Raw genomic sequence first — 26956 nt, 5'->3', positions numbered from 1 at the left:
CGCGTGGGGTCAGTGGGCGCCGACCAGCACCTGTTCCGGCTCGCCGGAGTCGTCCCGTCCCGGCGCGCCCCCGGAGCCGGACCCGGAGCCCGTTCCGGACGTGGACGGGCGTTCCACCGTCTTGTTGACGAAGAGCAGCGCGACGGCGGCCGATACCAGCAGGACGCCGAAGCCCCACCAGATCGCCGAGGTGTATCCGTGCACGAGACTTTCCAGCTCCAGCAGTCGCCGCCCGGGGGCGGTGGTGGCGTCGGCGGCGTGCGAGGTGGCGTAGGCGGTGGTGGCGCCGGCCGCGACGGTGTTCAGCAGGGCGGTGCCGACGGCCCCGCCCACCTGCTGTGAGGTGTTGACCATGGCCGAGGCGACTCCGGCGTCCCGGGGGCGCACCCCGTGCGTGGCCAGCGACATCGCGGGCATGAACGCCGTTCCGAGTCCGAGGCCGAGCAGCAGCTGCCCGGGCAGGATCAGCGCGAGGTAGGAGCTGTCGACCGTCAGCTGGGTCAGGAGCAGCATGCCGAGGGAGGCGACGACGAAGCCCGGGCCCATGAGCACCTTGGGCGGAACCCGGGTCATCAGTCGGGCGGAGATCTGTGTGGAGCCAGTGATCATGCCCGCGACGGTGGGCAGGAACGCCAGTCCGGTCAGTACCGGCGACCAGTCCTTCACGACCTGGAAGTAGTAGGTCAGGAAGAGAAACAGTCCGAACATCGCGATCACGGCGAGACCGACCGAGAGGTAGGCGCCACCCCGGTTGCGGTCGATGACCACGCGCAGGGGCAGCAGCGGCGCCACCACCCTGGTCTCCACCACGACGAACGCCGCCAGCAGCACCGCACTGACCAGGAACAGCGTCAGCGTGGTCGAGTCGCTCCAGCCCTCAGACTCGGCGCGGGTGAAGGCGTAGACGAGTGTGACGAGACCGGACGTGGACAGCAGCACCCCGGGAACGTCCAGCGGGGCCCGCGTACGGGTCGCGCGCGGCTCCTTGATCACCAGCAGGGCACCGGCCGCCGCGACCACGGCGAACGGGATGTTGACGTAGAACGTCCAGCGCCAGTCCAGGTACTCGGTGAGCACGCCACCGAGGATCATGCCTATGGCTCCGCCACCGCCCGCGATGGCCCCGTAGATTCCGAAGGCCTTCGCGCGTTCCTTCGTGTCGGTGAACATCACGGAGAGCAGCGACAGGGCCGCGGGGGCCAGCAGCGCGCCGAAGACGCCCTGGAGGGCGCGGGCCCCGAACATCATCTCCTGTCCGGTGGCGGCTCCGCCCAGCGCGGAGGCCACCGCGAATCCGGCCAGTCCGATGACGAACGCGCGGCGGCGGCCCCAGAGGTCCGCTACCCGTCCGCCGAAGAGCAGCAGACCACCGAAGGCGAGGGCGTACGCGGTGATCACCCACTGCCGGTTCCCGTCGGATATGCCCAGGTCGGACTGGGCGGTGGGCAGCGCGATGTTCACGATGGTGGCGTCGAGGACGACCATCAGTTGTGCCAGCGCGATGAAGACGAGCGCGGTCCAGCGGGTGGCGTTGGCGCTCGGTCCTCCCTCGGCTTCGGTGGCGGATCGGTCGGCTGTCTGTGGCATGGCTAGGCCTACCTCGTGGTGCGTGACGGAACAAGAAGGAATCAGACGGTCGCGGACCGTCGCGGTGCTGGTACTGCTGGTGACCCGGTGCTGCGCGATCGTGGTCGGGGTCGATCTGGTTCGGTCTGGCTCGGTCGATACCTAGCCGGTCGCGGTCTGCCCGGCCGGCACCCGCTCGGCCGTGTCCTGAGCGGTCGCGGTCTGGTCAGGCGTGGCCTGAGCCGGTCGTAGTCGTAATCCGGTTCGGTCGTGGTCTGGGCCGTTCACGGATCGACACGGAGCCGAGCTGATCCGAGGCGCTCCCTCTCGGGCTCCGGTGACCGGGGGCCGGAGAGCGTCGTCGACCTGTCGGGTGGATGGCTGATACCGGCCGCTGACTGCCGGTGGACGGTTGTTGACGCCGCGAGGCGGAGTCGGCGGTGGCGGGGCCTCGCGGTGCGCCTTCTGACCGGGGTGATCGGGGTCGGCTTCGCGCTCGGTACCTCAGGCGGTGGGGCGCAGGGCCTCCAGCGTGGCCGGGTGCCCGGGCAGTTCGGAGCTCGCCGTGGTCCGCAGGCCGTCGAGGAACAGCAGCAGGTGCCGTTCGGCGAACGGTCCGAACTCCGCGCGTCCGGTACCGGGGAGTGGCCTGGTCAACTGGCTGAGAACCACCATCAGGTCGCCCGCGCCGATATCGCCGCGCACCTGACCGGCACGCTGGGCGCGACCGAGCAGTTCGTCCGTCAGCTCCTCCAGGAGGCGCCGCCCGGCCAGGAACTCCGGATCGTCCCGGTCGAACCGGCCGGACAGCATGGGACAGAGCGCGCCGACCCGTTCCTCCGCGGCGGCCAGCGCGAACCGGCGCAGCGCCTCGAAGGCGTCGCCACCCTCGGCCAGCACGGTCCGCGCCCGTTCCGCGACGCGATGCGTCACGGCGTGGACGACGGCACGGATGAGGGTGTCGCGGTCCGGGAAGTGCCGGTAGAGCGTGGCGTTTCCGACCACCGCGCTCCGCGCGATCTCGTCGAGCGGGACCTCCGGGCCGCTGATCACGAACGCCTCGCGCGCGGCGTCCACGATCCGGTCACGGTTACGTACCGCGTCGGCGCGTCCGCAGGGGGCGGTGTGCGGTGCCTCCGGGTTGGCGTGGACGGTCTCTCCCACGGCCCCTCTCCCCTCTCGACGGCGCGCTCTCGCCGGTGCGCTTTCAACGGTGTGCCGGACGCGGATCGCGCCGGGCTTGCCGCACGAAAACGGGGAGCGGTCCCCCGTTCGTCCGACACCGGCTAAACGGGGATCGCCTCCCCGGTTATTTCGCCTCCGCCGAGTGATCTGCGTCACCGCCCTCACGGCCGGGGCCCTCGACCCCGTCCCGGCTGCCGCCCGGACGCGCCCCCGACTACCGGGTCCCACACCGAAACCCCCGTCGCGGCCCGTACCGGCGGGTCCCCCGGGGAGGGAGGAGCTGAACCGCACCACCCGCGAACGGAAAGGACCGGAGTGGGCCGAGGGCAGGGGGTACGAGCGCCAGGGCACACGGGGTGTGCGGGGAGACGTACGGGCAACCGCGCGGAGTGGTGTCCAGACGCCAGGCGGTCGCAGAGTGGCGCCCCCTCCGCGCCGCGCGCGGGCGCGCCCGCGGCGCAGACCGGAAAATGAGGACGTACCGCGCATCGTGGGTTCGGCCGCCGCCAACGGACGTCGTCGGTGAACCGCACCGGACCGCCCGGGAGCACCCGCACGCGGGGCCAACCCGCCGCGTCGGTACGCACCGCCCAGCCACCCGGAGACGCATCGATCGGAGCCCGCCATGAGCACCCCCGCCCCCGTCAAGGTCGCCGTCGTCTACTACTCCTCAACCGGCACCATCGCGACCCTCGCCCAGGAGATCGCCCAGACGGCCGAACAGGAAGGCGCGGAAGTGCGGCTGCGCCGGGCCACGGAACTCGCCCCGCAGGCGGCGATCGACTCCAACCCGGCCTGGGCGGCGAACGCCCGGGCCACCGCGGACATCCCCGAGGCGACCCCGGACGACGCCGACTGGGCGGACGCGCTGATCCTGGGCAGCCCCACCCGATTCGGCAACGTCTCGTCCCAGCTGAAGCAGTTCATCGACCAGCTCGGCGGGCTGTGGGCGAACGGACAGCTCGTCGACAAGACCTACAGCGGCTTCACGGCCTCCGCGACCCTGCACGGTGGCCAGGAGTCGACGCTCCTCGCCCTCTACAACACGGTTCACCACTTCGGGGGCATCCTGGTGACGCCCGGCTACACCACCGCCTCGAAGTTCACCGACGGCAACCCGTACGGCACCTCCCACGTCGACGCGCAGGGCGAGAACCCCGTCGACGAGGTGGCCCGCACCGCCGCCCAGGTCCAGGCCCGCCGCGTCGTCGAGGTCACCCGGGCCCTCAAGGCGGGCCGCGCCGCCTGATCACCCACCGCCCGGACCGCCCGATCCACACCACCGTCAGCCGGGCAGCCGGGCAGCCGGGCAAGGATGGCGGCTCAGTGGTCGTCCCAGTGACCGTCGTGGAAGGCGTGCCGATGACCGTCGTGCACGTAGTCCACGTGATCGTCGTGCGGCACCGCCACATGCCCGCACCCCGGGCCGTGCTCGTGAACGTGCCGTTCGTGGGCGGTGTGCTCTCCCGGCTCACATTCGTCGACGTGATCGCCGTGCACGCGGTGGAGGTGTCCGTCGTGCACGTAGTCCACATGGTCCCGGTGCGGCACGGCGACGTGACCGCAGCCCGGTCCGTGCTCGTGAGCGTGCGACGGGTGGGGAGCGTGAGCTGTCGTCATGGGTCACCCCGATCCTTCGGACCGCGGCTGGTCCACGGCCTCGCGACATCCCTCCACCCATGCTGCTCCCGCACGCCCCACCCCGCAGCCCGCGCGCCCCGTAACCAGGTATCCGCCCCTCTGCCCCACCCAGGGCACACCGTCCGTCCGCTACGGGCACAGCAGCACCCGCGGGCGGGCACACAGTGCGACCACCACATCGCCCTCGCCCGAACCAGCGTTGAGGGCCCGCCCGCCCGAACTCCCGCCCACGGAACGGCGGACCGCCCGCGCCACTCCCGATCCGGCAAGGCGAACGGGAACGAGACACGGACGCGGCGGGCCAAGACGCGGACGAGTCGGACAACCCATCCGGGGCGCTCCCCCACCACCACCGGCGGCCCAACGCCCGGCGGGAGGCGAACGCCGAAAGGCGTTCCACACCCGAGTCGGTGACCCGGTACGCTAGTCGCGGCCGTGGATCCCTCGCGGCCACCGGAACGGGGCGAACGTGACGGGGAGCGGCCGGACGATCACCGATCGCCGCCAACCTCACCACCTCCCCCTCCGCCTCCGTAGCTCAGGGGATAGAGCACCGCTCTCCTAAAGCGGGTGTCGCAGGTTCGAATCCTGCCGGGGGCACAAACGCATTACCCACCTGACCTGGGGTTTCTCACCCAGGGAGGCACTCTATTCGGCCTCGGACTCCTCGTCCGGGACCGTTTGCGTGAGCGGTGCGTGAGCGGACAGAGAGTTGATCTCCGAAATGGCTCCCAACGGATCAGCATCATCCGGCGCGGACTCCGGGCCGGATGCTGCGCGTCGTCGGGCTCGGGCTCCGCTTCGGGGCGGTGTTGTCGGAGGTGGCTCGGGCCCGTGGCACGAACCGAGCGGCGGCCTCGGCGGTCGCGGCGTTCAGCGCAGCCCGCAGGGTGGAGCGGACGCGCTGACGCGTGGCCGGACCGACGATGCGGCGGTAGGGCTCCATCTCGGCGATGGCCGCCTTCATCGCCTTGCGGCGGGCGCGGGGCTCGCGTCCCTTCCAGGGGATCTGAGAGAGGTCCTCGAACGCCTTGCGCCGCGCGGCGTTTGCCCTCGGCGATCTCGACATTGGCCTCTGCGATCGCCTCAAACATCTCCGAGAGGTGAGCGACTCGCAGCCGATCGAGCCGGTAGTGCCCAATCCGCGGCTTGAGGTGCACGCGGATGTTGCTCTCGTCGCGACTGATGGCGCTCTGCCGCCCCTTCTTACCGGCCAACCACATGTCCAGCCACTCGCCGGCCGTGAGACGGCTCGTCAGGTCCAGGCCGTGGCTGAGGCGCCTGCGGGTCGGCTCGATTTCCGGCAGCGGAGCCTTCTCGTCGGCAACCTTCTCCAACAGCGCGGCGATCTGGGTCAGCCCCTCGGACTCGTCGGACTCGGCGAGACCGAGGAGCGCGCGTATGTGGTCGAGGTCGGCCTGAGCGGCCTTGAGGGTCTCGTATCCGGCGCGGCTGAAGGAGCGGCGGGTGCCGTCCTCGCGGGGCGGGAGTTCCTGGCGTACGGAGTACGAGCCGTGCTTGCGGCTGGAGAGCCTGGGGCACTTCTTGCCGAGCCGCTTGCCGGTCTAGGGGTCACGGCAGTAGCAACGGCGGTGGGTAGAGCCCTTCAAACGTCGTTCTCCTCAATGCTGTTGGGGATGGATTCGGGTGGGTCGACCTCGGCGGCGAGGTCGGACCACAGATGGGGAGGCGTGACACCTCCCTCCTTGATGAAGGCGCGGGCCTTTCGCAGACGGACTTTGGCCGCCTCGGCCGCCTGGGCGGCACTGGCTTGAGCACGGAGGGCTTCGGCCTTCCGGTCGGCGTTATTGGCACTCCGGGCCTTGTAGCCCGCGTATTCCTCCTCTTGACCTGCGGTCCGGAGCCTCTCCTCGGCAGCGCGGTGGGCGCGGAAGTAGCGCAGCATGTCGTCCTCGGCACCGAGTTCGGCGCTCTCCCCGGTGAACCACTTCAGTGCATCCAGCGTGGAGGTGGGGTGTTCGAGGGGAAGCCGCTGTACGTCGTCGATGTAGCCGACGGGATAGATGAGGCAGATGGGGGATGTGTTCAGGGCCCGGGCCAGGACCATGACGTCGACCAGGGGCAGGTTGGAGCGCCGACCGGACTCCATGTTGGCGATCACATTGCGAGGGATCGAGTGACCGATCACCTCGCACTTGTCGGCCAAGTCCTGCGCGCTCCAACCCAGTTCCTTCCGTCGCCTGCGGACCTCGGCGGCCACGGTGGCCATGACCTGGTCCACCCACTCGAGGGCGTTGTCCTCGTCGCTCTTCTCGTATCCATGGTCAGAACAGTGTTGTGTCATGAAGACACATTAACCCGCTTAGCGTTGATTCCATGGCCTGGAGACGAGCCTCGATCACCGTGTTCGCCGAGGGCTCAGTCATGGATGGAGCGCGTATGCGTGACAACGAACCCGTGGGCCGAGCGAAGGGCATGAGCCGCGAGGAGCCTGCTGGAGCTTCCTGCCGCTGTTGACCTGGAGACCAGCAACCGAGCACTGGGGCTCGGACGAAGCAAGGGGTACGAGCTCGCCAAGCGTGGCCAGTACCCGTGCAAGGTGCTGCGCCTGGGCAACGCCTACCGGGTGGTGACCGCCGGCCTGTTGAACCTGCTGGGCTTGGCGGCATGACCGCAGGCATACATAGCCGACGCTTCTGCGCTGAGCTGACACAGAAACTCTGGACTGTAGCGGGACGTCGCCGTACGGTTCGTGATCCCTCGCCGTGGCCCAGCGCCCGCGAGAAGAGGGAAGGCCCCCGGCGGTGCGACGCCGGAGGCTCCAGTGACTCCCTTGCCCCCATTGACAGGAAGCGACCCGGCGGTCAGGGCGTGCGAGCCCGCCACCGCCAGACGAGGAGCCGCCGAGTGGAACCCACCAACCCCGACGCTTATTCCGCGCCCAGCCATGCGGCATGGCCCGCAACCGCCATCCCCGGTCAACCCGGTGCGCACCTGCGCACCGATCGCCACGCATGTCTCCCGATATCCGTCGCCCTGGTTGACGTTGAACCGGGCGGTGCAGCTGGCAGAGCACGAGCCGCACCTCGGGGATCAGGCGCGGCGGTCGCGCTCTCCGTCTCCGTCGGCTGATCGCCGCCCACAGACCGACACGGCGCTCGCGACGAGCAGTCCGACTCCGGTCGCCCACTGCACCGAGGCTTTCGCCGCGCCGTCCCCGGGGCGCGGTGGGACACTGATCATCAGGCCGCCGATGACGATCGCGCCGACCGCTGCGCTCACGATCGCGAGCATCGGCAGCACCGATCGCTGGTCCTCGATCCAGTCCGCGATCGAATCCGCATCGGCAGCCCCGGCATCGGGCGGATCCGTGAGGCGCTCGTAGGGCGCAGGCGACCGCACGGCCTCCGCCCATGCGGATGCGGGATCCGCAGGCCAGGGCTGAGCCGTCATGATGTTCGTCCTTCGATCTTCGCGCGTGTTGTCTCTGCTCGGTACCCGCAGGCAAAGTGGACCCAGAAGCCCAGCGGCACAGCGACGACGCTCGCCGGGAACACCACGACGGGCTGCAGCCAGGCCGGGAAGTTGTCGACCATCTGCGGCCCGAAGATCAGCGTGGCGATGAGCACGCACAGCGACGGGACCAGGAGCATGATCCCTCCGCAACCGACCACGACGCCGAGGCCCGAGATGAGCGACCACACTCGATAGCCGAACGCTCCTCGGCCTCGCGGACGGAACGGCTTCAGCGCTTCCGCGACCTCTGCCGGCCACTGCTCGACGAGCACGTCCTCGAGATAGTGAGGGTCAAGCGTCGTATGCCGGACGCGCACTTCTCGGCCGACGAGCGTGCGGCCCGCGCCCGTCCTGAGCAGCGGAGACTGCACGGTTCGCAGCAGTGTCACCATCCCGTCGGGCCCGGCCGCCTGGATCTCGATGAAGAGATCCTCGTCGGTGTATCCCCCTTCGGGCCCCTCGTTCAGCCGGGCGTAGCGGATCACGCCCGCGGCGCTGCGTCCGTTCAGCAATTCGGCGCGCGTGGGCTTGGGGCGCTCCTCCTTCATCATCGGCTCAGCACGACCGCGCCGCGGCGGCCCAGCTCGTCGGGCAGGTATCGCACGTTCACCCGCTGGCCCGTGGTCAGCTCACCGGCGAGCGTGTCGCTGGCCCAGCTTTCGCGTCCTTCGGTGTCAGCGAATCGCACCGTGATCCGGGTGACGGTCCGATAGTTCCGCGAGTAGCCGCGCGCACGCGTCACCGCCCCCGTCGTAGCGACACCCGAGCGGTCGACGCGCCGCTCAAGGTCGCCTCGACGGACGGACCGGGCGTGCGGCCACTCGACCAGAACGACGCCGAGAACCCCGAGCACGGCGATCCCGATCCCCTGCCTCAGCATCCCCGGGGTCGTGACCTGGCCGAGCTCTCCGGACCACAGGTCACCCACGATCATGCCGACGCCCAGGGCGAATATGTACGCGGAGAGCGGCAGGCCGACGGTCCGCACACCGGTCTCGCCGTCGATGCCGAACGAGTGGAGGAACCCGCCTGCAATGAGCATCGGGATCGGCAGTATCACCATCACGATCTCCGTCCACACGGGCAGCGGGGCGACGTCGCCGACGAACGGGTTCGGGATCCCGATTAACGTGAACAGGATCGCGAGCGTCCACAGCAGGTACGCGCCGATCCGGCGGATCTGGTCGCGGTTCCACCACCGCGACTCGGGGTTCGTGAGACTCACTGGCTCTCTCCGTTCTCGTGCGGCGGATCATCGGCCCAGCCGTCGAACCGCACGTCGTACAGGTCGTCGGGTCGAGGGTGTTGTGGCGGAACCGGGCCGTGGTGAGCCGTACTTTGGGGGGCTCCGGCGGCTGATCGGTAAGGAGCGCTGCTACGGAGACGCCAAGCTCGGAGGCGATGGTGTTCAGGAGCTTCGGTGAGGGGTTCCGCTTGCCGTTCTCCAGCATCGAGAAGTACCGCTCGGTGACCCCGCACAGACCGGCAACGGCGGCGAGCGGTCGGTTACCGTTCTTCTTCCGGTAGTGGCTGATGCGGGCGCCGATGTGCAGTGGTTCAGCCATGCGCTCTCCCCTCGCCGCACAGGGTAGGCCGTGGCCCTACGGCCTGGGTACCGTCCGCAAACCATCAGGCGAGAGAACGCACGTACAACCCCCAAGAAGGGGCAACTCATGCCTCGGCTGCTGCTGTGGGACATCGACCACACCCTCATCGAGTCGCGCGGGGTCGGCCGCGCCCTGTCCGCCGCCGCGTTCGAGCAGGTGACGGGCATACCAATGAGAGAGCAGGCAGCCATCGACGGCATCACGGAACCAGTGATCTTCCGCGAGACGGCCAAGCTGCACGGCCTGGAGACGACCCAGGCCGATTTCGAACGGTTCGCGCAAGTCCTTTCGGAGGAGCACGTCGCCAACGCACGTGAACTCCGTGAGCGAGGCGCCGCGCTTCCCGGAGCCGCTGCTGCGCTGGAGGCGCTGCACGTGGCCGACGTCCGGCAAACGGTGGTGACCGGCAACGTGCGCGCGGTCGCCGAGACCAAGCTCCATGTCTTCGGGCTGGACTCACGGATTGACTGGGACACCGGCGCGTACGGTGAGAACGCGGACCTCCGCCCCGACCTCGTGGCGCTCGCCCTGCGTCGGGCCGCGACCCCGGCGACGGATGCTGTGCTCATCGGCGACACCCCGGCAGACGTCGAGGGAGGTCATGCACATGGCGTTCGGGTCATCGCCGTTGCCACGGGCCGCAGCTCAACAGAAGCCCTGCGCGCGGCCAACGCGGACACCGTGCTCGAAGACCTCACGGATACGGAACGCCTCGTCAAGCTCGTCAGCGCCTACGTGTAGACACCCTCTCTTCAAGCCCGTGCCCGTACCAGACGCAAGTGATGATCTTGCCCTGACCTCATTCGGGACGAAGAGGTCGTGAGTTCAAATCCCGCCGCGCCGAAATCTCTCCGTGCGTGAGCGATGCGTGAGCGGATGGCGGAACATCAGGCGCTGAAAGCCGGACCCGGCGGCAGGCCGGGTGGCGCTTACCTGCAAGAACAGCACCACCCGGCAGACATCAACACCCTCGATCAAGGATTCGATCCCACTCCTAAAGCGGGTGTCGCAGGTTCGAATCCTGCCAGGGACACCGAGAAGTTGCGGGTGGGAGGTCCTGTCGTCCGAGTGGAGGGCGGGGCTTCGTTCTTGCGGTAAGTGCATGGGGCACCCATGGGTGCGTACGGGGCCGGGGTGGAAGCACAGGTGTGGGGTCTCCTCCGCTCGCTTTCGCGAGGGGTACGGACGGACCCACCGGCGCGGCGTGCCGCGTGGAGCGCCACGTCAGCGGGGGGGGTGGGCGTGGAGCGGCTGGCCGGCAACGGCACCGCGAGCGCGGTGAGTTGCGTTGGAACGTGGTCGAACTCATCGTCGTCGTCTGTCGGTTAGCGATGCTGGACGGGTTGGCGAACGGTCGGGACGCCGACGACGCGGGGAGGCGGTGCGGGTGCTGACGGTGCATCGCTCCCGCGCGACCAAAGCACGTCGGCTCGCGCGCCATTGCGCGGGCTCGGTGTGGAGGGGGCGGCGTGCGCGGCTAGGGGCGCTCTCTCCGCGTCAGGCGCCGTTCCCGGGAGGGGTGGCCGTCGGGTGGTTGGTGTACGGCGTGGTCTGACAGCGCAGATCGACGGTCCGCAGTGTGGTGGGGAGGGCCGCCCGGTAGGGAATCAGGCCGAACCGCCGGTGCCTGATGGTGGCCGCCACCGTTATCCGGGCCTGTGAGGGGGCACCGGCGGGGGCCTTGACGATCAGGGTGAAGGTCTCGTCTCCGATCAGGGGGTGACGGCTGGTCGCCTGGAGACGCCATTCCGGGTCGCTGTCCCGCTCGCCCATTCCGTAGACGAAAAGGTCGTCCCGGCCTTGTCCCGGGGTGAACTCGACGGTGGACTCGACGATCGCGAGCCTGGCGCTGAGCCCGATGGTGGTTGCCCTCTCGACCGGGTGGAAGCGCTTTCTGGGGGAGATCGACCAGGCGATGGGCTGCCGGTCCGCGGGTTCGTCCGGGGACTCCAGGAGTACGCCGACGGCGGCGTCAGCGAAGGGATCGCCGTTCGCCGGAGGGCGGAACGCGCAGGTGAGGCTGAGGAGGAGATAGTCGCTGCGCGTCGCCTCCGCGGTCAGGAATCCGAGCCAGTCCGCCTCCTCCGAGGCCGCCTCCTGAGCCGTCAGGGGGTGGACGATGGCGGGGCTGAGCGATACCCGGCCTTCGACACGCCGCGGCGTGGCCGGCGCCTGTAGCCGGGGTACCTCCACCAGGTCGATGTCGTGGAGCGGGGTCGGGGGCAGATCCAGCTGGGTCACGAGGCAGCTCCGTGGTTCGGTTGGGAGGGGCGCCAGTCGCCGATGAAGCAGAACGAGCCCCAGTCCCGGAACGCGGGATGGCGGCCGCGGACGGCCAGTTGCGCGGCGCGGAAGGCGGCTCGCCGGTCCGTTGTACGCGCGAGGGTCTCGTAGAGGGTGCCGAAGAAGTCGGTGGCCACCTGTGGGTGGACCGGCCAGAGGCATCCGATGACGGCGGAGGCGCCCGCGAAGAGGAACGCGGCGGGCAGGCCCCGCAGGTTGTCGTTGACGTCGAACCGGCCCAGGGCGGACTCGCAGGAGCTCAGCGTCACGAGTTCGACTCCCCGCAGGTCGATCTGGAGAACGTCGTGGGCGAAGACACGGCCGTCGTTGTCCGCGTCCGGCGACAGGAACAGGCACTGGTACCACGGCGCCCACGCGTTGTGCGCGCCGTGCGCGGCCACATGGACGTAGCGCGCGTCGGTGAGGTCGCTGATCAGGCGTCTCGGCGTGGCCACGGATCCCAGCACCGCCTGGCCGCCCATCGCGGCGGCTACCTGGGTGGCGTGGGTCTCCAGGACGTCCTGAGCGAGGAGACCGTGCTGAGCGGCTCCGGCCGCGGAGGCGAAGACGACGAGTCCACGCCCGGGCGGACGGTGGGCGGCTGGTGCTCGGGGGCGGAGGAGGCCCAGGCTCGGCACCTGCGTGACGGTCCAGCTCTCCGCGAGGGGACGGCCGTCGACCTCCAGCAGGTGGTAGGGGAGGTAGTGCGACGGGCCGTGGGGCCAGACGCACAGATGCCGCTTCCCCTGAGCCCGCCAGCCGTCCAGCGAGGCGGTGAAACCCGCCAGGTAGGGGGCGCTGTCCTCCCTGAGCCACCGCTGTGCCGCACGGCTGACGGGCCGGTGCAGCGGGTCCGCGACGACGGCCCGCCGTAGGCCGGCGACGTGGAACGCCACCGGGTGGGCGGAGAGCGAGTGCCCGGCGTGGGTGAAGCGGACGAGTCCGCCATCGAAGTTCGGCAGGAGCACGGTGTGGTGCTCCACGTCGTCACGGGTCACCGCCAAGCCGGACAGGGAGACCACCGGGTCCCCGGTTCCGTCCCGGTGCGCGTGACCGAGGTACAGCGAGAGCAGCACCGTGTCCTCGGTCAGGAGGGCCCGCAATTCGTCGGGGAACATCATGGGCATTCGGTCCGCACGGGCGGTGGCGAGGAGTTCCCGGGTGATCAGGCGGTCCGCGGCTCGCTGCTTGTTGCGGTGTTCCGTCTCGGCGTCGTTGCCGGGTTCGGACTCGCCAGCGCCGACGTAGAAGAGCATGGCCTCTTCGGGGCTCGGGAGTTCGGGCTCGCTCAGCGGCCCGGGCAGTCGTGACTCGTTCGCCCTGACGCGGGCCAGTAGTCGCGTGAGGGTTGCGGAGGGTGCGAGCGGGCCGGGTCGCCCCGCGATGAGCGTGAGGTCGATTCCCTTGGCTGCCTGGTGGATCGTCAGCGTCAGGGCGGGGTGGAGGACGGCTCCGCTCACTTTGGCGATCAGTTGCTGGTACAGATCCCGGAGCTTCCAGCCAATGACCTCGTCAGCGCCGCCCCGAAGCCATACGGCGGCGGGGACCAGTGCCGCCACCGCCGCGCCAGCGCTGCTCTCGTCGGCGGCCAGCGCGCTGCGCGTCGCGGCGTCGAGGCTGTTCAGCGCCATGTCGTCCTGGCCGCACAGGGCGTAGGCGGCGAGTGCCTCAGCGAAGTGACGTGCGGCCTGGGCCTCCTGGCCCGGCGCCGCCGAGGCGCGCAGCCCCATGTCGTACGAGAGGGTTCCGTCGAGGAAGGCGAGGGCGGCGGCGCGCCGGCTGGACAGTTCCGGGTCCAGCTTCCGCGCCTCCGCCGTGAGGGCGCGGCCGAGATGTTCCTCCTCATTGCCGCGCGCGTGGGCGGCGAGGTGGATGAGGGTCGCGGCACGTTCCTCGGGAGGCCAGCCCTCCTCGTCCGCGCGGTCGCGGAGCCGCTCCGCGGCTTCCCGTACCTGGATCAGCCCCGCGGAGCACTCCAGGCGGTCGCCGGTCAGGCAGTGCAGCTCGCTGGCCCAGCGGCGGCGACGGTAGGAATCCGCTGGCATCTCCGGCAGTTCGCGGTCAGCCGCCTCGATCAGCTGGAACTCCAGGTCGGGGCGGCGGGCCTCTTCCGCGAGCGTGAGCGCCTCGGCGAAGACGCCCGCGGCCTCCCGCGCTCCCTCCCGGTCCCGGATGTCGGCCAGTGACAGGGGTAGCAGGTCCCGAAGGTCGCCAGGCAGCGAGACTTCGCCAGCCAGGCACAGGATGCGCAGCAGGTACACCTGAGTGAGAGGGTCCCGGACGGGATCCAGCAGGTCGAACGCCTCACGGGCGGCCGTCCGGATCTCCTCGTCGTGCGACTCCCCCCGGAGGCCGGCGAGTAGGGACAGGGCTTCGATCAGCGCCCTGAGGACGCGCCCCCGCTCGTGCTCGCGGGACAGGCCGGCGCCCTCGCGCAGGTACCGGACGGCCTCCTCGGCGGCGACGAGCGGCGGGGGCATCTCCGCGGTTTCCGGTGCGACGGAATCGTCGGGGTGGACCGACCGGTGCCGAGCTCGGCGTTCGCGCCACAGCTGATGGGCCGACTCGAAGGACAGTCCCGACATGCTCGCCATGTACGGGGTAAGGCACAGCAGCCCGGCGGCGAACAGGGTCCCGGCGAGTTCGGCGAGGTCCGTGGCGCGACCGCCGTCGCGCAGCACGGCGATCTGTTCGTCCGCCACAGCACGGACACGTCTGAAGAGCGTCCCGTCGGCCTCGTCGACCAGCGTGAACCGGCCGGCTTCGACGTAGGCGTCGGCCACCCACCACCAGGGGGTTCCCTGCCGGGCGCCCCAGCGGGTACGCGCGGCCTCCAGGGCGAGGGTCAGTGCTGGCAACGCGTCGCGGGGCGTGCCGGTCCGCACGAGACGCAGTGCCCGGAGCGCCACGGAGACCACGGCGGCCTCCGAGAGGTCTAGGGACGGGTCGGTCACCCGGCGGGTGGCCTCGCTCTCGGTCACCACCCGAGCCGCGAGCTGCCCGGCGAGACTGGTCAGAGCTTGGGCCTGCCGCCGGACCGCGGGGTCCTCCCCGTGCGGCGGCCAGTCGTCCGGGGCCGCGAGGGCGGCGTTGGGAGGTGGGACTCCCCTGGCCCTCCTGGCGCGAGACGTTCGTTCGAGGAGTTGCCGCATGATGGCGCTGAGGCTGGCAAGAGGCGCCTCGCGGCCGTCGCCGTCCGTCAGGTCGACCGCGCGGCGCAGCCATCCGACCGCTTCACGCAGTACCGGTACGGCGCCTTCCGCGTCGTCGGCTGTGGTGTCCGCCACTTGCGCGCGACGGCCAAGGGCCGTACCGAGTCCGGCCGCCGCCCCCGCGTACGCGGGGGCATCCCCGGCGGCGGCGTCGAGGGCGTCCCGGTAGGTCCGCTCGGCGCGGGAGAGGTCCCCGCTGTTCCCCGTCACCTCGAAGCGTCGGAAGAGGGCATCGGCGAGGACCACGCCGCGGCTCGCGCGCCGGGGGGCGTACGGCTCCGGGAGAGCCGCCACCCCACCCAGCAGCCGCACCGCGACGTCTAGGTCGGCCCGCCGTTCTTCCCGGGGACGGTCAGGAAAGGCCGCGCGCTGGTGGAGGGCGAGGCCGTGGAGGGTGTCCCGATACGCGTCGTCCGTGCTGTCAGCGACCGTCCCGAGCAGGCCGATGGCCTGGTCGAGGTCGGCGATGTCGCCCTTCCTCACACCGTCCCGGAGGAGATCCACCGCGTGGTCCAGCGGATCGCTCCACGGGTGGTGTCCGGTCTCCTCGGCGAGCCGGGGCCACAACGCTCGCGGGACCCGCCGGTGGTCCACCCGGTACAGCTGGGCGAACACACCGGTCGCCAGCTCCAGTTCCCGGGCGGCGAGGGTGTCGTCCTCGTGCGCCAGGGAGCGGGCCCAGTAGAACGCGGCGACGGTGTGGAGAACTTCGGCGTCGGCCTCCTCGGGGCGCTCGCCCACCGACGCCAGGAGTTCCGCCGCGCCAGCCGAGGCATCCTCCCCGAGAACGCGCCCGGGGTCTCCACCGTCGCCGAACTCGCGTATGAGAGCGGCTAGTTCGCGAATTCGCGCGTCCGCCACCAGTCCCCCATCCGTCAGATCGTTCATCGTAGTGAAGACGACGGCGGGTGACGGAGGGGGGACGGTCGCGGGTTCGGGGGTGGAGGTGGGGGCGGGGTATCGAGTCCTGGTGGCGGTATCGGGCGGGTTGACCGGCAACAAGGAGTGACCGGAGGAAAGTTGGCCTGGGTTGCCGGTTTCTGCCTACCGCGGGGTGGGGGTTGGGGCGTCATCATCGGGCCATGGGTAAGAGCTACGAGCGGATAGACGGCAGGCTGCGGGCCTTCATCGAGGCGCAGCACATCTTCTTCACCGCGACGGCGCCGCTGGACGGAGACGGCACCGTCAACCTTTCGCCCAAGGGCCTGGACGGATCGTTCGCCGTGCTGGACGAACTCACCGTGGCCTACCTCGACTTCGCTGGGAGCAACGCCGAGACCGTGGCCCATCTGCGTGAGAACGGCCGCATCACGCTGATGTGGTGTGCCTTCGACGGACCGCCGAGCATCGTGCGCGTCCACGGCCGTGGCGAGCCGGTCTTCCGTGACGACGCGCGCTGGACCGGGCTCATGGAGCACTTCCCGGACATCGACGCGACGGCGCACGGCCTGCGGGCGATCATCGTGGTGACCGCCGAGCAGATCCGGGACACCTGCGGGTACGCGGTGCCGTTCATGACCTTCGACGGGGAACGTCCGCTGCACGCCTCGCGGTTCGCGCGGGAGACCGACACCTCCCTCGACGAGTACTTCCGGAAGAAGGAGCACGTCGCCCGGAGCATCGACGGGCTGCCGGGACTGCCCCTTCCACTGCCGCCACTGCCGCCCGCCCCACGGGACGCGACGTAGCTCCGGGTTCCGGCACCGGGGCACGCACGGCCGTGGCGCGACAGCCGCCTGTCACGGACGGCCGCGCTGGCACGCCAGGCGCGGTGGCGGTACGGCGGGGCGTGGGTGCGGGGGCCGGGGCGGTGCGGGGCAAGGCGGGGGCCGGGAGGTGGGGGCCCGGGGCCGGTGCTGGTGGGCGGTGGCCCCGGGCGGGGTGCGGACGGTTCAGACGTTGACGCCGAAGTCCTGGGCGATTCCGGCGAGTCCGGAGGCGTAGCCCTGGCCGACGGCGCGGAACTTCCACTCCTCGCCGTTGCGGTACAGCTCACCGAAGACCATGGCGGTCTCGGTGGAGGCGTCCTCGGACAGGTCGTAGCGGGCCAGTTCGCTGTCGTCGGCCTGGTTGACGACGCGGATGAAGGCGTTGCGCACCTGGCCGAAGCTCTGCCCACGGCTCTCGGCGTCGTGGATGGAGACGGGGAAGACGATCTTGTCGACCTCGGCGGGCACGCCCACCAGGTTCACCTTGATCTGCTCGTCGTCGCCGTCGCCCTCACCGGTGAGGTTGTCACCGGTGTGCTGGACCGAACCGTCGGGGCTGGCAAGGTTGTTGAAGAAGACGAAGTGCTGGTCCGAGACCACCTTGCTGCCGCTGTCGACCATCAGCGCGCTGGCGTCGAGGTCGAAGTCGGCGCCGGTGGTGGTCCGGATGTCCCAGCCCAGGCCGACCGTGACGGCGGTGAGGCCAGGGGCTTCCTTGCTGAGCGAGACGTTGCCGCCCTTGGACAGTGAGACTCCCACGATTCCCTCCCGGGGTGCGGTAGTTGGGATAACGAAAAATCTACAACACTGTAGAAAACGTGGTGTGGGCACGGACCCGGGGGTGACCCGGGACGCGCCGCCCCCTTTCCGATCCGGGTCAGGCCGGAGCCCCGCACCACGGCCGTCCGAGCGGCGCCAACACCCGTACGGGCCATCGAGTTTGACCTTCCGGCCCGGGACGGGGATGTCCTGATCTCGCCGTTCGGCGGGCGTTCCGCTGGCCCGGCGCCCGGACAGCGGGACCGGGCGGGGCTTCTTCTTCTACACTGCTGTAGTTCCATCTGACGGGCCGGGGTCCGGAGCCCGCTCCCGCCCCGCGCCCGCCGGGCCCCCTCAGCTTTCCGGAGTGACGCATACATGAGCGTGAACCTGTCCAAGGGACAGCAGATCAGCCTGACCAAGAACGACGGAGGCACCCTCACCGTCGTCCGGATGGGGCTCGGCTGGCAGGCCGCCCCGCGCAAGGGGCTGCTGTCCCGGCTGACGGCCAAGGAGATCGACCTGGACGCCTCCGCCGTGCTGTTCGCCGAACGCGAGCCGGTGGACGTGGTCTTCTTCCAGCACCTGGTCAGCGACGACGGCTCGGTGCGGCACACCGGCGACAACCTCACCGGCGGCGCCGGGCAGGGCGGGGACGACGAGTCGATCCTGGTGGACCTGCTCCGGGTCCCGACCCACGTCGACCAGATCGTCTTCACCGTCAACAGCTTCACCGGGCAGACCTTCGAGCAGGTACAGAACGCCTTCTGCCGACTCGTCGACGAGACCAACGGCCAGGAACTCGCCCGCTACACCCTCACCGGCGGCGGCCAGCACACCGCGCAGATCATGGCCAAGGTGCGGCGGAACGGCAACGGCTGGGAGATGGCCGCGCTCGGCAGCCCCGCCGCGGGCCGCACGTTCCAGGACCTCATGCCCGCCATCGCCGAACACCTGTGACCGTCCGAGGTAACTGACAGCCGGACGTCGGGCGTGACCGTGACTGCCGGCGTGGCTGACAGACATGACCGTCGGGCGTAACCGTCGGTTTCCGAGGGGGAGTTGGCGGTGGCTCCCCCTCTCCTTCCACTCCCGCCTTCTCCTTTCCGGTTCCATCCCCCTCCTTTCCGGTTCCTCTCCCGGGTTCTCTCCCGGGTTCTCTCCCGGGTTCTCCGCCGGGTCGCGCTCCGTAGGAGCGGTGGGCGACGTGGGGCGTCGCGGCGTGGCGGGCCCCCGGCGGAGGGGCGGCCGGATTCGCAGCCGCTACCGGAACGGGGACCACCGGAACGGGCCGGGCGTGACACCGAAGCGGCGAACCGGCGCCCCGATCGCACCGGTTTGCGCGGGCGACGCGGCCGACGCGCCCTCCGGACCGCAGAACTGGGGCCCCAGGTCGGTTTGCCAGGAAGGGCCGGGTGTGGTGCTGGGGCCCCCGGGTCGCCGTCAGAACCACCGTTCAGAACCGGACAACTCGCCCGCCCCAACTACCACCCCCTCGGGGGGCTCACCCCGCACGGACGACTCTCCTCGCGCGGCGGACGCACCCCGCCGGACTGACGCACTCCGCCCGGCGAACCCACTCCGCCGGGCGGACGGAGAACACCGGGGGCGGAAGCGGGTGGGGTACGCGGGAACGGGTGGGTCTGCGGGGCGGATTGGGGTGTGTCTACGGGGGTTGGTGGCCGCGTCGTCGGTCAGAACGGGACGCCGCTGCGGAGGACGACGTTGGCGTACGGGGTGGCCTCCCCGGTGCGCACCACGCACTTGGCCCGGGCGGCCCGGAGCTTCAGCTCCTCGTGCGGGATCAGGGCGAGTTCGGGGAAGTGGCGGGTCAGGAGGTCGGCGGTGCGGGGGTTGTGCTCGCGGATCTCGGCGGCGGCCGTCGCCCCCTCCACGACGAGTTCGCCGAGCAGGGCGTCGAGCACCTCGGCGAAGGTGGGCGTCCCGGCGACCAGCGAGAGGTCGACGACGATGGGCGCCGTCGGGCCGGTGGGTATGGGCAACCCGGCGTCGCAGACGACGAGTTCGTCGGTGTGCCCCAGCCGCGCCATACCGCTGAGCAGGTGCGGGTTGAGGATGCCGGTTCGCTTCATGCTGTGACCTCTCTCGTCATGGTGTGTCCCCGTCCCGTGCCGTCCTGTTGCCGTGCCGTCGTGTCGCCGTGCCGTCCTGTTGGACCGGTCCTGTTGCCGTCCCGTGCGTGCCTGCCGTGCCGTGACGCCGTGCCCCTGCCGCGCCGACCCGCCGCGCCGTGGCGTGCCGTGCGGACCGTTCGCCCCGTGGGCCTCGGGTTTCGTCCGCCTCGCTCGTCCCCCGCGCTCCTGTTCCCGCCGCTCCCGTTCGCCGCCCCGGTCGCCGTGCCCCTCCGGCCCGCCGCGACCGTCGTGTCCCCGCCGTCGTGGTCGGCCGTCGCGGCGCGGTGGCCGCCGCCTCGTGGTGAGCGTGGGCGGGGGCGCGGTCGCGGTGCGAGGCCCGCCGGTCGCGGGCGGTCGAGGTCGATCATGGCTGGTCGCCCGAGGAGGCGGCGGCCCGGGGGTGCGTACGGCGGTACGTACGGGGCGGAGGGAGCGCGGGGAGGGGACGGTGGGCGAGCCCCGAAGGGGGGTGCGGAGGGCTCCGGGGAACGGGGGCGGGAGAGGGGGATGAGGGTCCCGCGAGGAGGAGCGGGACGGGGTGGCGGATGGCCGGGGTGGGAGCCGGGGGTGGCGGGGAGGATCTCGCGGGGATGAGGGGTGTATGGGCGGGATGGGGTGTTCGGGGTATCGGGAGCGGGCCGGGGTGAGGACCGGGATTGGGGCTGGGGGCCGCCCCCGGGTCCGGGTGGGTGGACCGGGGAAGAGTCCAAGGTCACATCCCGGGAAACTCCAGCGGCCTGAAGCGGGTGCCCTAGGGTGCCGTGCATGACGGTCCTGCCTGACGACGGGCTCTCCCTGGCCGCTGACTTCCCGGACGCTACGCATGAGCAGTGGCGGCAGCTCGTCGCGGGCGTACTGCACAAGTCGGGGATCACGCCCAGGGACGCATCGGCGCCCGAATCCGCTCTTCTGACCCAGCTCCCGGACGGCATCGAGGTGCGTCCGCTGTACACCGCGGACGATCTGAGTCCGTCCGCCCGCCGACGGGCGGCCGAACGGCCGGGGTTCGCGCCGTACACCCGGGCCGGCCGCCCGGAGGGGAACGTCGACGGCGGTTGGGACGTGCGCCAGCGCCACACCCGTCCGGACGCCGAGGGCACCAACCGGGAGGTGCTGGCCGACCTGGAGAACGGCGTCTCCTCGGTGTGGCTGACCCTCGGCGGGAACGGCCTGCCCGTGGCGGAGCTGCCGGCCGCGCTGCGCGGGGTCTATCTGGACCTCGCGCCGGTCGCGCTGGACGCCGGTGCCGAGTTCGAGGCGGCCGCGGGCCAGTTGCTGCGGCTGTACGGCGAGCTGGAGGGGCCGCCCGCGCCGGGTGGCTCGCTGGGCGCCGACCCGCTGGGGCTGGTCGCGCGCACGGGTGAGCACGGACCGCTGGCGGCGCTGCGCGCGGCGGCGGCCGGGCTGGCGGTGGACGGCGCGGCCCGCTGGCCGCAGCTGCGGACGTACACGGTGGACGCGCTGCCCTACCACGAGGCGGGCGCCTCGGCCGCGCAGGAGCTGGGCTGTTCGCTGGCGGCGGGGGTGGCGTACCTGCGGGACCTCACGGCGGCCGGACTGGACGTCGAGACGGCGTGCGCGCGGCTGGAGTTCCGGTACGCGGCGACCGCGGACCAGTTCCTGACGATCGCGACGCTCCGGGCGGCGCGGCGGCTGTGGGCGCGGGTGGCGCAGGTTTCCGGCGCGGGCCAGCGCGGTACGGGGCAGCGGCAGCACGCGGTGACCTCGCCGGTGATGATGACGCGGCGCGATCCGTGGGTGAACATGCTGCGGACCACGGTGGCCTGTGTGGGCGCCGGGGTCGGTGGGGCCGACTCGGTGACGGTGCTGCCGTTCGACCACGCGGCGGGGCTGCCGGACGCGTTCGCGCGGCGGATCGCGCGGAACACGTCGACGGTCCTGGTGCAGGAGTCGCATCTGGCGGGGGTCATCGACCCGGCGGGTGGCTCCTGGTACGTGGAGCGGCTGACGGACGAGCTGGCCCACGCGGCGTGGGCGTGGTTCCAGGAGATCGAGCGGGCCGGGGGGCTGGCGGAGGCGCTGGCGTCCGGCCTGGTGGGTGAGCGGCTGGCCGAGGGCTGGGCGCGGCGCGAGGAGGCGCTGGCGCACCGGCGGGAGCCGATCACCGGGGTCAGCGAGTTCCCGAACCTGGGCGAGCCGGACCTGGAGCGGGAGGCGGCGCCGGAGCCGCCGGGTGGCGGTCTGCCGCGGGTACGGCGGGACGCGGCGTTCGAGGCGCTGCGGGCGCGGTCGGACGCGGGGCTGGCGGCGGGCGGGGCCCGGCCGCGGGTGTTCCTGGCGGCGCTGGGTCCGGCGGCTGCGAACTCGGCTCGGGTGTCGTTCGCGGTGAACCTGTTCCAGGCGGGCGGGATCGAGCCGGTGCGGGAGCCGGAGTCGGTGGATCCGGCGTCGGTGGCGGCGGCGTTCGCGGCGAGTGGCGCGTCGGTGGCCTGTCTGTGCGCCAGCGACGAGTGGTACGAGCGGGAGGCGGCGGAGGTGGCGGCGGCGCTGCGGTCGGCGGGTGCCGAGCAGGTGCTGCTGGCCGGGCGCCCCGGGGAGCGGCGGGACGCGCTGCTAGCCGCCGGGGTGGACGAGTTCGTGTTCGCGGGCGGTGACGCGGTCGCCGTTCTCTCTTCTCTTCTTGACCGCATGGGGTTGTGATGACGCAGACCACAGCTGGGCAGCCGGGGCGTGTGCCGGACTTCTCCGAGGTGCCGCTGGAGCCGGACACCCCGGAGACCTCAGACGCGGCGGACACGGCGGGTGCCGGGGGCGCCGTCGAGGACGCGGGGTCCGGGGGTGACGCGGCGGGGGCCGCGCGGGACGACCAGTGGCGCGGGGCGGTGAAGGAGCGCGTCGGGAAGAGCGCGGAGGACCTGTCCTGGGACACCCCGGAGGGGATCCGGGTGAAGCCGCTGTACACGGCGGACGACGTGGCGGGGCTGGACTTCCTGTCGACGTACCCGGGGGTGGCGCCGTACCTGCGGGGGCCGTATCCGACGATGTACGTCAACCAGCCGTGGACGATCCGGCAGTACGCGGGGTTCTCGACGGCGGAGGAGTCGAACGCCTTCTACCGGCGGAACCTGGCGGCGGGTCAGAAGGGCCTGTCGGTCGCGTTCGACCTGCCGACGCACCGCGGGTACGACAGTGACCACCCGCGGGTCACGGGCGACGTGGGAATGGCCGGGGTCGCGATCGACTCGATCTACGACATGCGGCAGCTGTTCGACGGCATCCCGCTGGACCGGATGACGGTGTCGATGACGATGAACGGCGCGGTGCTTCCGGTGCTGGCGCTGTACATCGTGGCGGCGGAGGAGCAGGGAGTACCGCCGGAGAAGCTGGCGGGGACCATCCAGAACGACATCCTCAAGGAGTTCATGGTCCGCAACACCTACATCTATCCGCCGCAGCCGTCGATGCGGATCATCTCCGACATCTTCGCGTTCACCTCGCAGCGGATGCCGCGGTACAACTCCATCTCGATCTCCGGGTACCACATCCAGGAGGCCGGGGCCACGGCAGACCTGGAGCTGGCGTACACCCTGGCGGACGGGGTGGAGTACCTGCGTGCCGGGCAGGCGGCGGGGATGGACGTGGACGCGTTCGCGCCGCGGCTGTCGTTCTTCTGGGCGATCGGCATGAACTTCTTCATGGAGGTCGCGAAGCTGCGTGCCGCGCGGCTGCTGTGGGCGAAGCTGGTGTCGCGCTTCGGTCCGGAGAACCCCAAGTCGCTGTCGCTGCGCACCCATTCGCAGACCTCGGGCTGGTCGCTGACGGCGCAGGACGTGTTCAACAACGTGACGCGGACCTGTGTGGAGGCGATGGCGGCCACGCAGGGCCACACGCAGTCGCTGCACACCAACGCGCTGGACGAGGCGCTGGCGCTGCCGACGGACTTCTCGGCGCGGATCGCGCGGAACACGCAGTTGCTGTTGCAGCAGGAGTCGGGCACCTGCCGGGTGATCGACCCGTGGGGCGGCAGTGCGTACGTGGAGCGGCTGACGCACGATCTGGCGCGGCGGGCCTGGCAGCACATCGAGGAGGTGGAGGCCGCCGGGGGGATGGCGAAGGCCATCGACGCGGGTATCCCGAAGCTGCGGGTGGAGGAGGCCGCGGCGCGCACGCAGGCGCGGATCGACTCGGGCCGTCAGCCGGTGGTCGGGGTCAACACCTACCGGGTGGAGAGCGACGAGCAGATCGACGTGCTGAAGGTCGACAACTCGTCGGTGCGGGCGCAGCAGGCGGAGAAGCTGCGGCGGCTGCGCGCGGAGCGGGACGAGGAGTCGTGCCAGGCGGCGCTGTCGGCGCTGACCAGGGCGGCGGGCGCGGAGCCCGGTCCGGGTCTGGAGGGCAACCTGCTGGCGCTGGCGGTGGACGCGGCGCGGGCGAAGGCGACGGTCGGGGAGATCTCGGACGCCCTGGAGCGGGTGTACGGGCGGCACGCTGGCCAGATCCGTACGATCTCCGGGGTGTACCGGAGTGAGGCGGGCGGAGCGCCCGAGGTGGACCGTACGCGGGCGCTGGTCGACGCCTTCGAGGAGGCGGAGGGCCGCCGTCCGCGGCTGCTGGTCGCGAAGATGGGCCAGGATGGCCATGACCGGGGGCAGAAGGTGATCGCGACGGCCTTCGCCGACCTGGGGTTCGACGTGGACGTCGGCCCGCTGTTCCAGACCCCGGCCGAGGTGGCGCGGCAGGCGGTGGAGGCGGACGTGCACATCGTGGGCGTCTCCTCGCTGGCGGCCGGTCACCTGACGCTGGTGCCCGCGCTGCGGGAGCAGCTGGCGGAGGCGGGGGGTGAGCACATCCTCGTCGTGGTGGGTGGGGTCATCCCGCCGCAGGACGTGGAGGCGCTGCACGAGGCGGGTGCCGCCGCGGTGTTCCCGCCGGGTACGGTCATCCCGGACGCAGCGTACGACCTGGTGCACACGCTGGCGCGTGCACTCGGCCACGAAGTGTGAGGCCATGTCGCGGACGATGGATATCGCGGACCATGTCGAGGCGGTGCGGGGCGGTTCCCGGGCGGGGGTCGCACGCGCCATCACCCTGGTGGAGTCCCGCCGGGCGGATCACCGGGAGCGCGCGCAGCGGTTGCTGACGGAGCTGCTGCCGTACGCCGGTGGGGCCCGCAGGGTGGGTATCAGCGGGGTTCCGGGGGTGGGGAAGTCCACCTTCATCGACGCGCTGGGCACCATGCTGACGGGTCGTGGGCACCGGGTCGCGGTGCTGGCGGTCGATCCCTCGTCGAGCCGTACGGGCGGTTCGATCCTGGGTGACAAGACGCGTATGGAGCGGCTGTCGGTGGATCCGTCGGCGTTCGTGCGGCCCTCACCGTCCTCGGGGACGCTGGGCGGGGTGGCGCGGGCGACCCGGGAGACCATGATCGTCATGGAGGCCGCGGGGTACGACGTGGTGCTGGTGGAGACGGTCGGGGTGGGCCAGTCGGAGACGGCCGTGGCGGGGATGGTGGACACCTTCCTGCTGCTGACCCTGGCCCGTACCGGTGACCAGTTGCAGGGCATCAAGAAGGGTGTGCTGGAGCTGGCGGACGTCCTCGCGGTCAACAAGGCGGACGGACCGCACGAGCGGGACGCCCGGTCGGCGGCGCGGGAACTCGCGGGCGCGCTGCGGCTGATGCAGCCGGCGGACGCGGCGTGGACCCCTCCGGTGCTGAGTTGCAGCGCGCGCGAGGGCAGCGGGCTGGACGAGGTGTGGGAGCGGGTGGAGCGGCACCGGAGCGTGTTGGACGCCGGGGGGCGGCTGCTCGCGAAGCGCCGGGAGCAGCAGGTGGACTGGGCGTGGTCGATGGTGCGTGAGCATCTGCTGAGCCGTCTGGAGCACCACGCGGAGGTGCGGCGGCTGGCGCCGGTGCTGGAGGAGCGGGTGCGGGACGGTTCGCTGACGGCGACGCTCGCGGCCGAGCGGATCATCGAAGCGTTCGGGCTGCCGGGGGCCCCGGCCTGATGGACGCGGCGAGTACGGCGGGTGCGATGGGTACGGCGGGTGCGATGGGTTCGGCCGGATCAGCGGGTTCGGTGAGTTCGGCGGACGGGGCGGAGCCGGTGCTCGTGTACCGCGAGGGCCGGGCGGGGCACATCGTGCTGAACCGTCCCCGGGCGCTGAACGCGCTGACGCACCCGATGGTGCGGCGGATCGACGCCGCGCTGGACGCCTTCGAGCGGGACCCCGACGTGGCGGTGGTGGTGCTCTCCGGCGCGGGCGAGCGGGGGCTCTGCGCGGGCGGCGACATCCGCGCCATCCACGAGGACGCCCGGGGTGACAGAACCGCCTCGCCCGCGTTCTGGCGGGACGAGTACCGGCTCAACGCCCGCGTCGCGCGCTGTCCGAAGCCGTACGTGGCGCTGATGGACGGCATCGTGATGGGCGGCGGCATCGGGGTGTCCGCGCACGGCCGCTTCCGGGTGGTGACCGAACGGTCGACGCTGGCCATGCCGGAGACCGGTATCGGCTTCGCGCCCGATGTGGGCGGCAGCCTCCTCCTCGCCCGGGCCCCCGGCGAACTCGGCACCCACCTGGCGCTGACGGCGTCGACCGCGGACGCGGGGGACGCGCTGTACTGCGGGCTGGCCGACCACCTGGTACCCACCGAACGGCTGGCGGACTTCGCGAAGGCGCTGGCCGACGGCGTGGTGGAGGAGGCTGTCGAGCGCTACGCGGCGCCCGCTCCGCCCTCCGGGCTGGCCCGGCACCGCGAGTGGATCGACCACTGCTACGCGGCGGACACGGTGGAGGAGATCCTGGCGCGGCTGCGCGCCCACCCCGCCTCGCCGTGCCCGGACTCCGCCGCGGACTCCACCACCGGCTCCGGCGCGAACTCCGCCGGGAACGGGGTGGGTTCGGGCGCGGGAGCGGAGCGGGAGCTGGGGCCCGCGATGGCGGCGCGGAGCATCGAGGGCAAGTCCCCGACGGGGCTGAAGGTGGCGCTGGCGCAGCTGCGGGCCGCGCGGCGGCTCGGCGCCCTGGAACCGGTGCTGGAGAGGGAGTTCCGGGCGTCCTGCGCGGCGCTGTCCTCCTGGGACCTGGTGGAGGGGATCCGCGCGCAGGTGATCGACAAGGACCGGGCGCCCCGGTGGTCCCCGGCCACGCTGGAGGAGGTCTCCGAGGAGCGGGTGGCCGCGTACTTCGCGCCGCCCGCCGGGGGCGACCCGCGCCTCGGTACCCCACCCACCGCTCCCTGACCCGGCCGCCCCACTCCCCACACCCACCCCACTCCCCCGCTCCCGGCCTCGCCACGGCGGCGGCGCGAGCGGCCCGCGACGGGCCCGGCGGGATTTCTCCGGTTCCGGCCCCTTCTCGTACAGGTCGGTTCGCGTACAGGTCGGTTCTCGTGCCGGTCGGCTTGGGTGCGGATCGGTGTT

19 protein-coding genes, 1 tRNA gene and 3 pseudogenes are annotated in these 26956 nt (G+C 71.5%); 10 read left to right on the top strand and 13 right to left on the bottom strand.

Annotated features, from left to right (window positions below; translation table 11 throughout):
• Positions 1–9: 9 nt before the first annotated feature.
• On the bottom strand, positions 10–1587 hold the full coding sequence (locus E0L36_RS21460) for an MFS transporter (protein WP_180930735.1): 1578 nt from the start codon (positions 1585–1587) through the stop codon (positions 10–12).
• Positions 1588–2070: 483 nt separating this feature from the next.
• Positions 2071–2730: a TetR/AcrR family transcriptional regulator gene (locus E0L36_RS27935; protein WP_308416862.1), complete on the bottom strand. Its 660-nt coding sequence runs from the start codon at positions 2728–2730 to the stop codon at positions 2071–2073.
• Between the two features lie 646 nt (positions 2731–3376).
• Between E0L36_RS27935 and wrbA the strand changes: the two genes are divergently transcribed.
• Positions 3377–4000 carry an NAD(P)H:quinone oxidoreductase gene (gene wrbA, locus E0L36_RS21450; protein ID WP_180930733.1) on the top strand — a complete coding sequence of 208 codons (624 nt, stop codon included), beginning with the start codon at positions 3377–3379 and terminating at the stop codon, positions 3998–4000.
• 74 nt (positions 4001–4074) lie between these two features.
• Here the strand turns inward: wrbA and E0L36_RS21445 are convergent, their stop codons facing one another.
• Positions 4075–4371, bottom strand: coding sequence for a hypothetical protein (locus E0L36_RS21445; protein ID WP_180930732.1), 297 nt, complete (start codon positions 4369–4371; stop codon positions 4075–4077).
• 548 nt (positions 4372–4919) lie between these two features.
• On the opposite strand from E0L36_RS21445, the gene E0L36_RS21440 reads away from it, so the two are divergent.
• A tRNA-Arg gene (locus tag E0L36_RS21440) sits at positions 4920–4992 on the top strand.
• 190 nt (positions 4993–5182) lie between these two features.
• Here E0L36_RS21440 and E0L36_RS28560 read toward each other — a convergent pair.
• Positions 5183–6002: pseudogene (locus E0L36_RS28560) on the bottom strand (site-specific integrase); the annotation flags it as partial.
• Complete coding sequence (locus tag E0L36_RS21430) at positions 5999–6697, bottom strand: helix-turn-helix domain-containing protein (protein WP_180930731.1); 699 nt, start codon at positions 6695–6697, stop codon at positions 5999–6001. The pseudogene E0L36_RS28560 and the gene E0L36_RS21430, both read right to left, overlap by 4 nt.
• 95 nt (positions 6698–6792) lie before the next feature.
• Between E0L36_RS21430 and E0L36_RS27930 the strand changes: the two are divergent.
• Positions 6793–7024: pseudogene (locus tag E0L36_RS27930) on the top strand (hypothetical protein).
• Between the two features lie 422 nt (positions 7025–7446).
• Here the strand turns inward: E0L36_RS27930 and E0L36_RS21425 are convergent.
• The 4 genes and pseudogenes from E0L36_RS21425 to E0L36_RS28330 form a co-directional block, all read right to left on the bottom strand.
• Positions 7447–7806: a hypothetical protein gene (locus tag E0L36_RS21425; RefSeq protein ID WP_180930730.1), complete on the bottom strand. Its 360-nt coding sequence runs from the start codon at positions 7804–7806 to the stop codon at positions 7447–7449.
• Positions 7803–8420: a hypothetical protein gene (locus E0L36_RS21420; RefSeq protein ID WP_219636851.1), complete on the bottom strand. Its 618-nt coding sequence runs from the start codon at positions 8418–8420 to the stop codon at positions 7803–7805. The genes E0L36_RS21425 and E0L36_RS21420 overlap by 4 nt, the downstream gene beginning before the upstream one ends.
• A complete protein-coding gene (locus tag E0L36_RS28335) occupies positions 8417–9094 on the bottom strand; it encodes a DUF3592 domain-containing protein (RefSeq protein ID WP_308416874.1) in 678 nt (225 codons plus the stop codon). The genes E0L36_RS21420 and E0L36_RS28335 overlap by 4 nt, the downstream gene beginning before the upstream one ends.
• 160 nt (positions 9095–9254) lie before the next feature.
• Positions 9255–9434, bottom strand: a pseudogene (locus tag E0L36_RS28330) (helix-turn-helix domain-containing protein); the annotation flags it as partial.
• 108 nt (positions 9435–9542) lie between these two features.
• On the opposite strand from E0L36_RS28330, the gene E0L36_RS21405 reads away from it, so the two are divergent.
• Positions 9543–10217 carry an HAD family hydrolase gene (locus tag E0L36_RS21405; RefSeq protein WP_180930727.1) on the top strand — a complete coding sequence of 225 codons (675 nt, stop codon included), beginning with the start codon at positions 9543–9545 and terminating at the stop codon, positions 10215–10217.
• 756 nt (positions 10218–10973) lie between these two features.
• Here E0L36_RS21405 and E0L36_RS21400 read toward each other — a convergent pair.
• Positions 10974–11717 carry a hypothetical protein gene (locus E0L36_RS21400; protein WP_180930726.1) on the bottom strand — a complete coding sequence of 248 codons (744 nt, stop codon included), beginning with the start codon at positions 11715–11717 and terminating at the stop codon, positions 10974–10976.
• A complete protein-coding gene (locus E0L36_RS21395; RefSeq protein ID WP_180930725.1) occupies positions 11714–15859 on the bottom strand; it encodes a CHAT domain-containing protein in 4146 nt (1381 codons plus the stop codon). The genes E0L36_RS21400 and E0L36_RS21395 overlap by 4 nt, the downstream gene beginning before the upstream one ends.
• A 194-nt stretch (positions 15860–16053) precedes the next feature.
• Between E0L36_RS21395 and E0L36_RS21390 the strand changes: the two genes are divergently transcribed.
• On the top strand, positions 16054–16659 hold the full coding sequence (locus tag E0L36_RS21390; RefSeq protein ID WP_180930724.1) for a pyridoxamine 5'-phosphate oxidase family protein: 606 nt from the start codon (positions 16054–16056) through the stop codon (positions 16657–16659).
• A gap of 204 nt (positions 16660–16863) precedes the next feature.
• On the opposite strand, the gene E0L36_RS21385 is transcribed toward E0L36_RS21390, so the two are convergent.
• Entirely contained in the window at positions 16864–17439 is a 576-nt protein-coding gene (locus E0L36_RS21385; protein ID WP_180930723.1) for a TerD family protein, read from the bottom strand.
• A 378-nt stretch (positions 17440–17817) separates the two neighbouring features.
• Between E0L36_RS21385 and E0L36_RS21380 the strand changes: the two genes are divergently transcribed.
• Complete coding sequence (locus E0L36_RS21380; RefSeq protein ID WP_180930722.1) at positions 17818–18399, top strand: TerD family protein; 582 nt, start codon at positions 17818–17820, stop codon at positions 18397–18399.
• A 734-nt stretch (positions 18400–19133) separates the two neighbouring features.
• Here the strand turns inward: E0L36_RS21380 and rbsD are convergent.
• On the bottom strand, positions 19134–19532 hold the full coding sequence (rbsD, locus tag E0L36_RS21375) for a D-ribose pyranase (RefSeq protein ID WP_180930721.1): 399 nt from the start codon (positions 19530–19532) through the stop codon (positions 19134–19136).
• An 807-nt stretch (positions 19533–20339) separates the two neighbouring features.
• On the opposite strand from rbsD, the gene E0L36_RS21370 reads away from it, so the two are divergent.
• The 4 genes from E0L36_RS21370 to E0L36_RS21355 are packed head-to-tail and all read left to right on the top strand — an operon-like array spanning position 20340 to position 26776.
• On the top strand, positions 20340–22235 hold the full coding sequence (locus E0L36_RS21370; protein ID WP_180930720.1) for a methylmalonyl-CoA mutase subunit beta: 1896 nt from the start codon (positions 20340–20342) through the stop codon (positions 22233–22235).
• On the top strand, positions 22235–24538 hold the full coding sequence (gene scpA, locus E0L36_RS21365; protein WP_180930719.1) for a methylmalonyl-CoA mutase: 2304 nt from the start codon (positions 22235–22237) through the stop codon (positions 24536–24538). Before E0L36_RS21370 ends, scpA begins: the two co-directional genes overlap by 1 nt.
• 4 nt (positions 24539–24542) lie before the next feature.
• A complete protein-coding gene (meaB, locus tag E0L36_RS21360) occupies positions 24543–25541 on the top strand; it encodes a methylmalonyl Co-A mutase-associated GTPase MeaB (RefSeq protein ID WP_180930718.1) in 999 nt (332 codons plus the stop codon).
• Between the two features lie 44 nt (positions 25542–25585).
• Positions 25586–26776 (top strand): enoyl-CoA hydratase/isomerase family protein, encoded by a 1191-nt coding sequence (locus tag E0L36_RS21355; protein WP_180930897.1) that lies wholly within the window; start codon positions 25586–25588, stop codon positions 26774–26776.
• Positions 26777–26956 lie beyond the last annotated feature (180 nt).

Source organism: Streptomyces sp. AJS327 (assembly GCF_013450295.1).
Taxonomy (GTDB): domain Bacteria; phylum Actinomycetota; class Actinomycetes; order Streptomycetales; family Streptomycetaceae; genus Streptomyces.
Note: the sequence above shows the minus strand (reverse complement) of the source record. Positions and strands in the feature narration are given on the sequence as shown.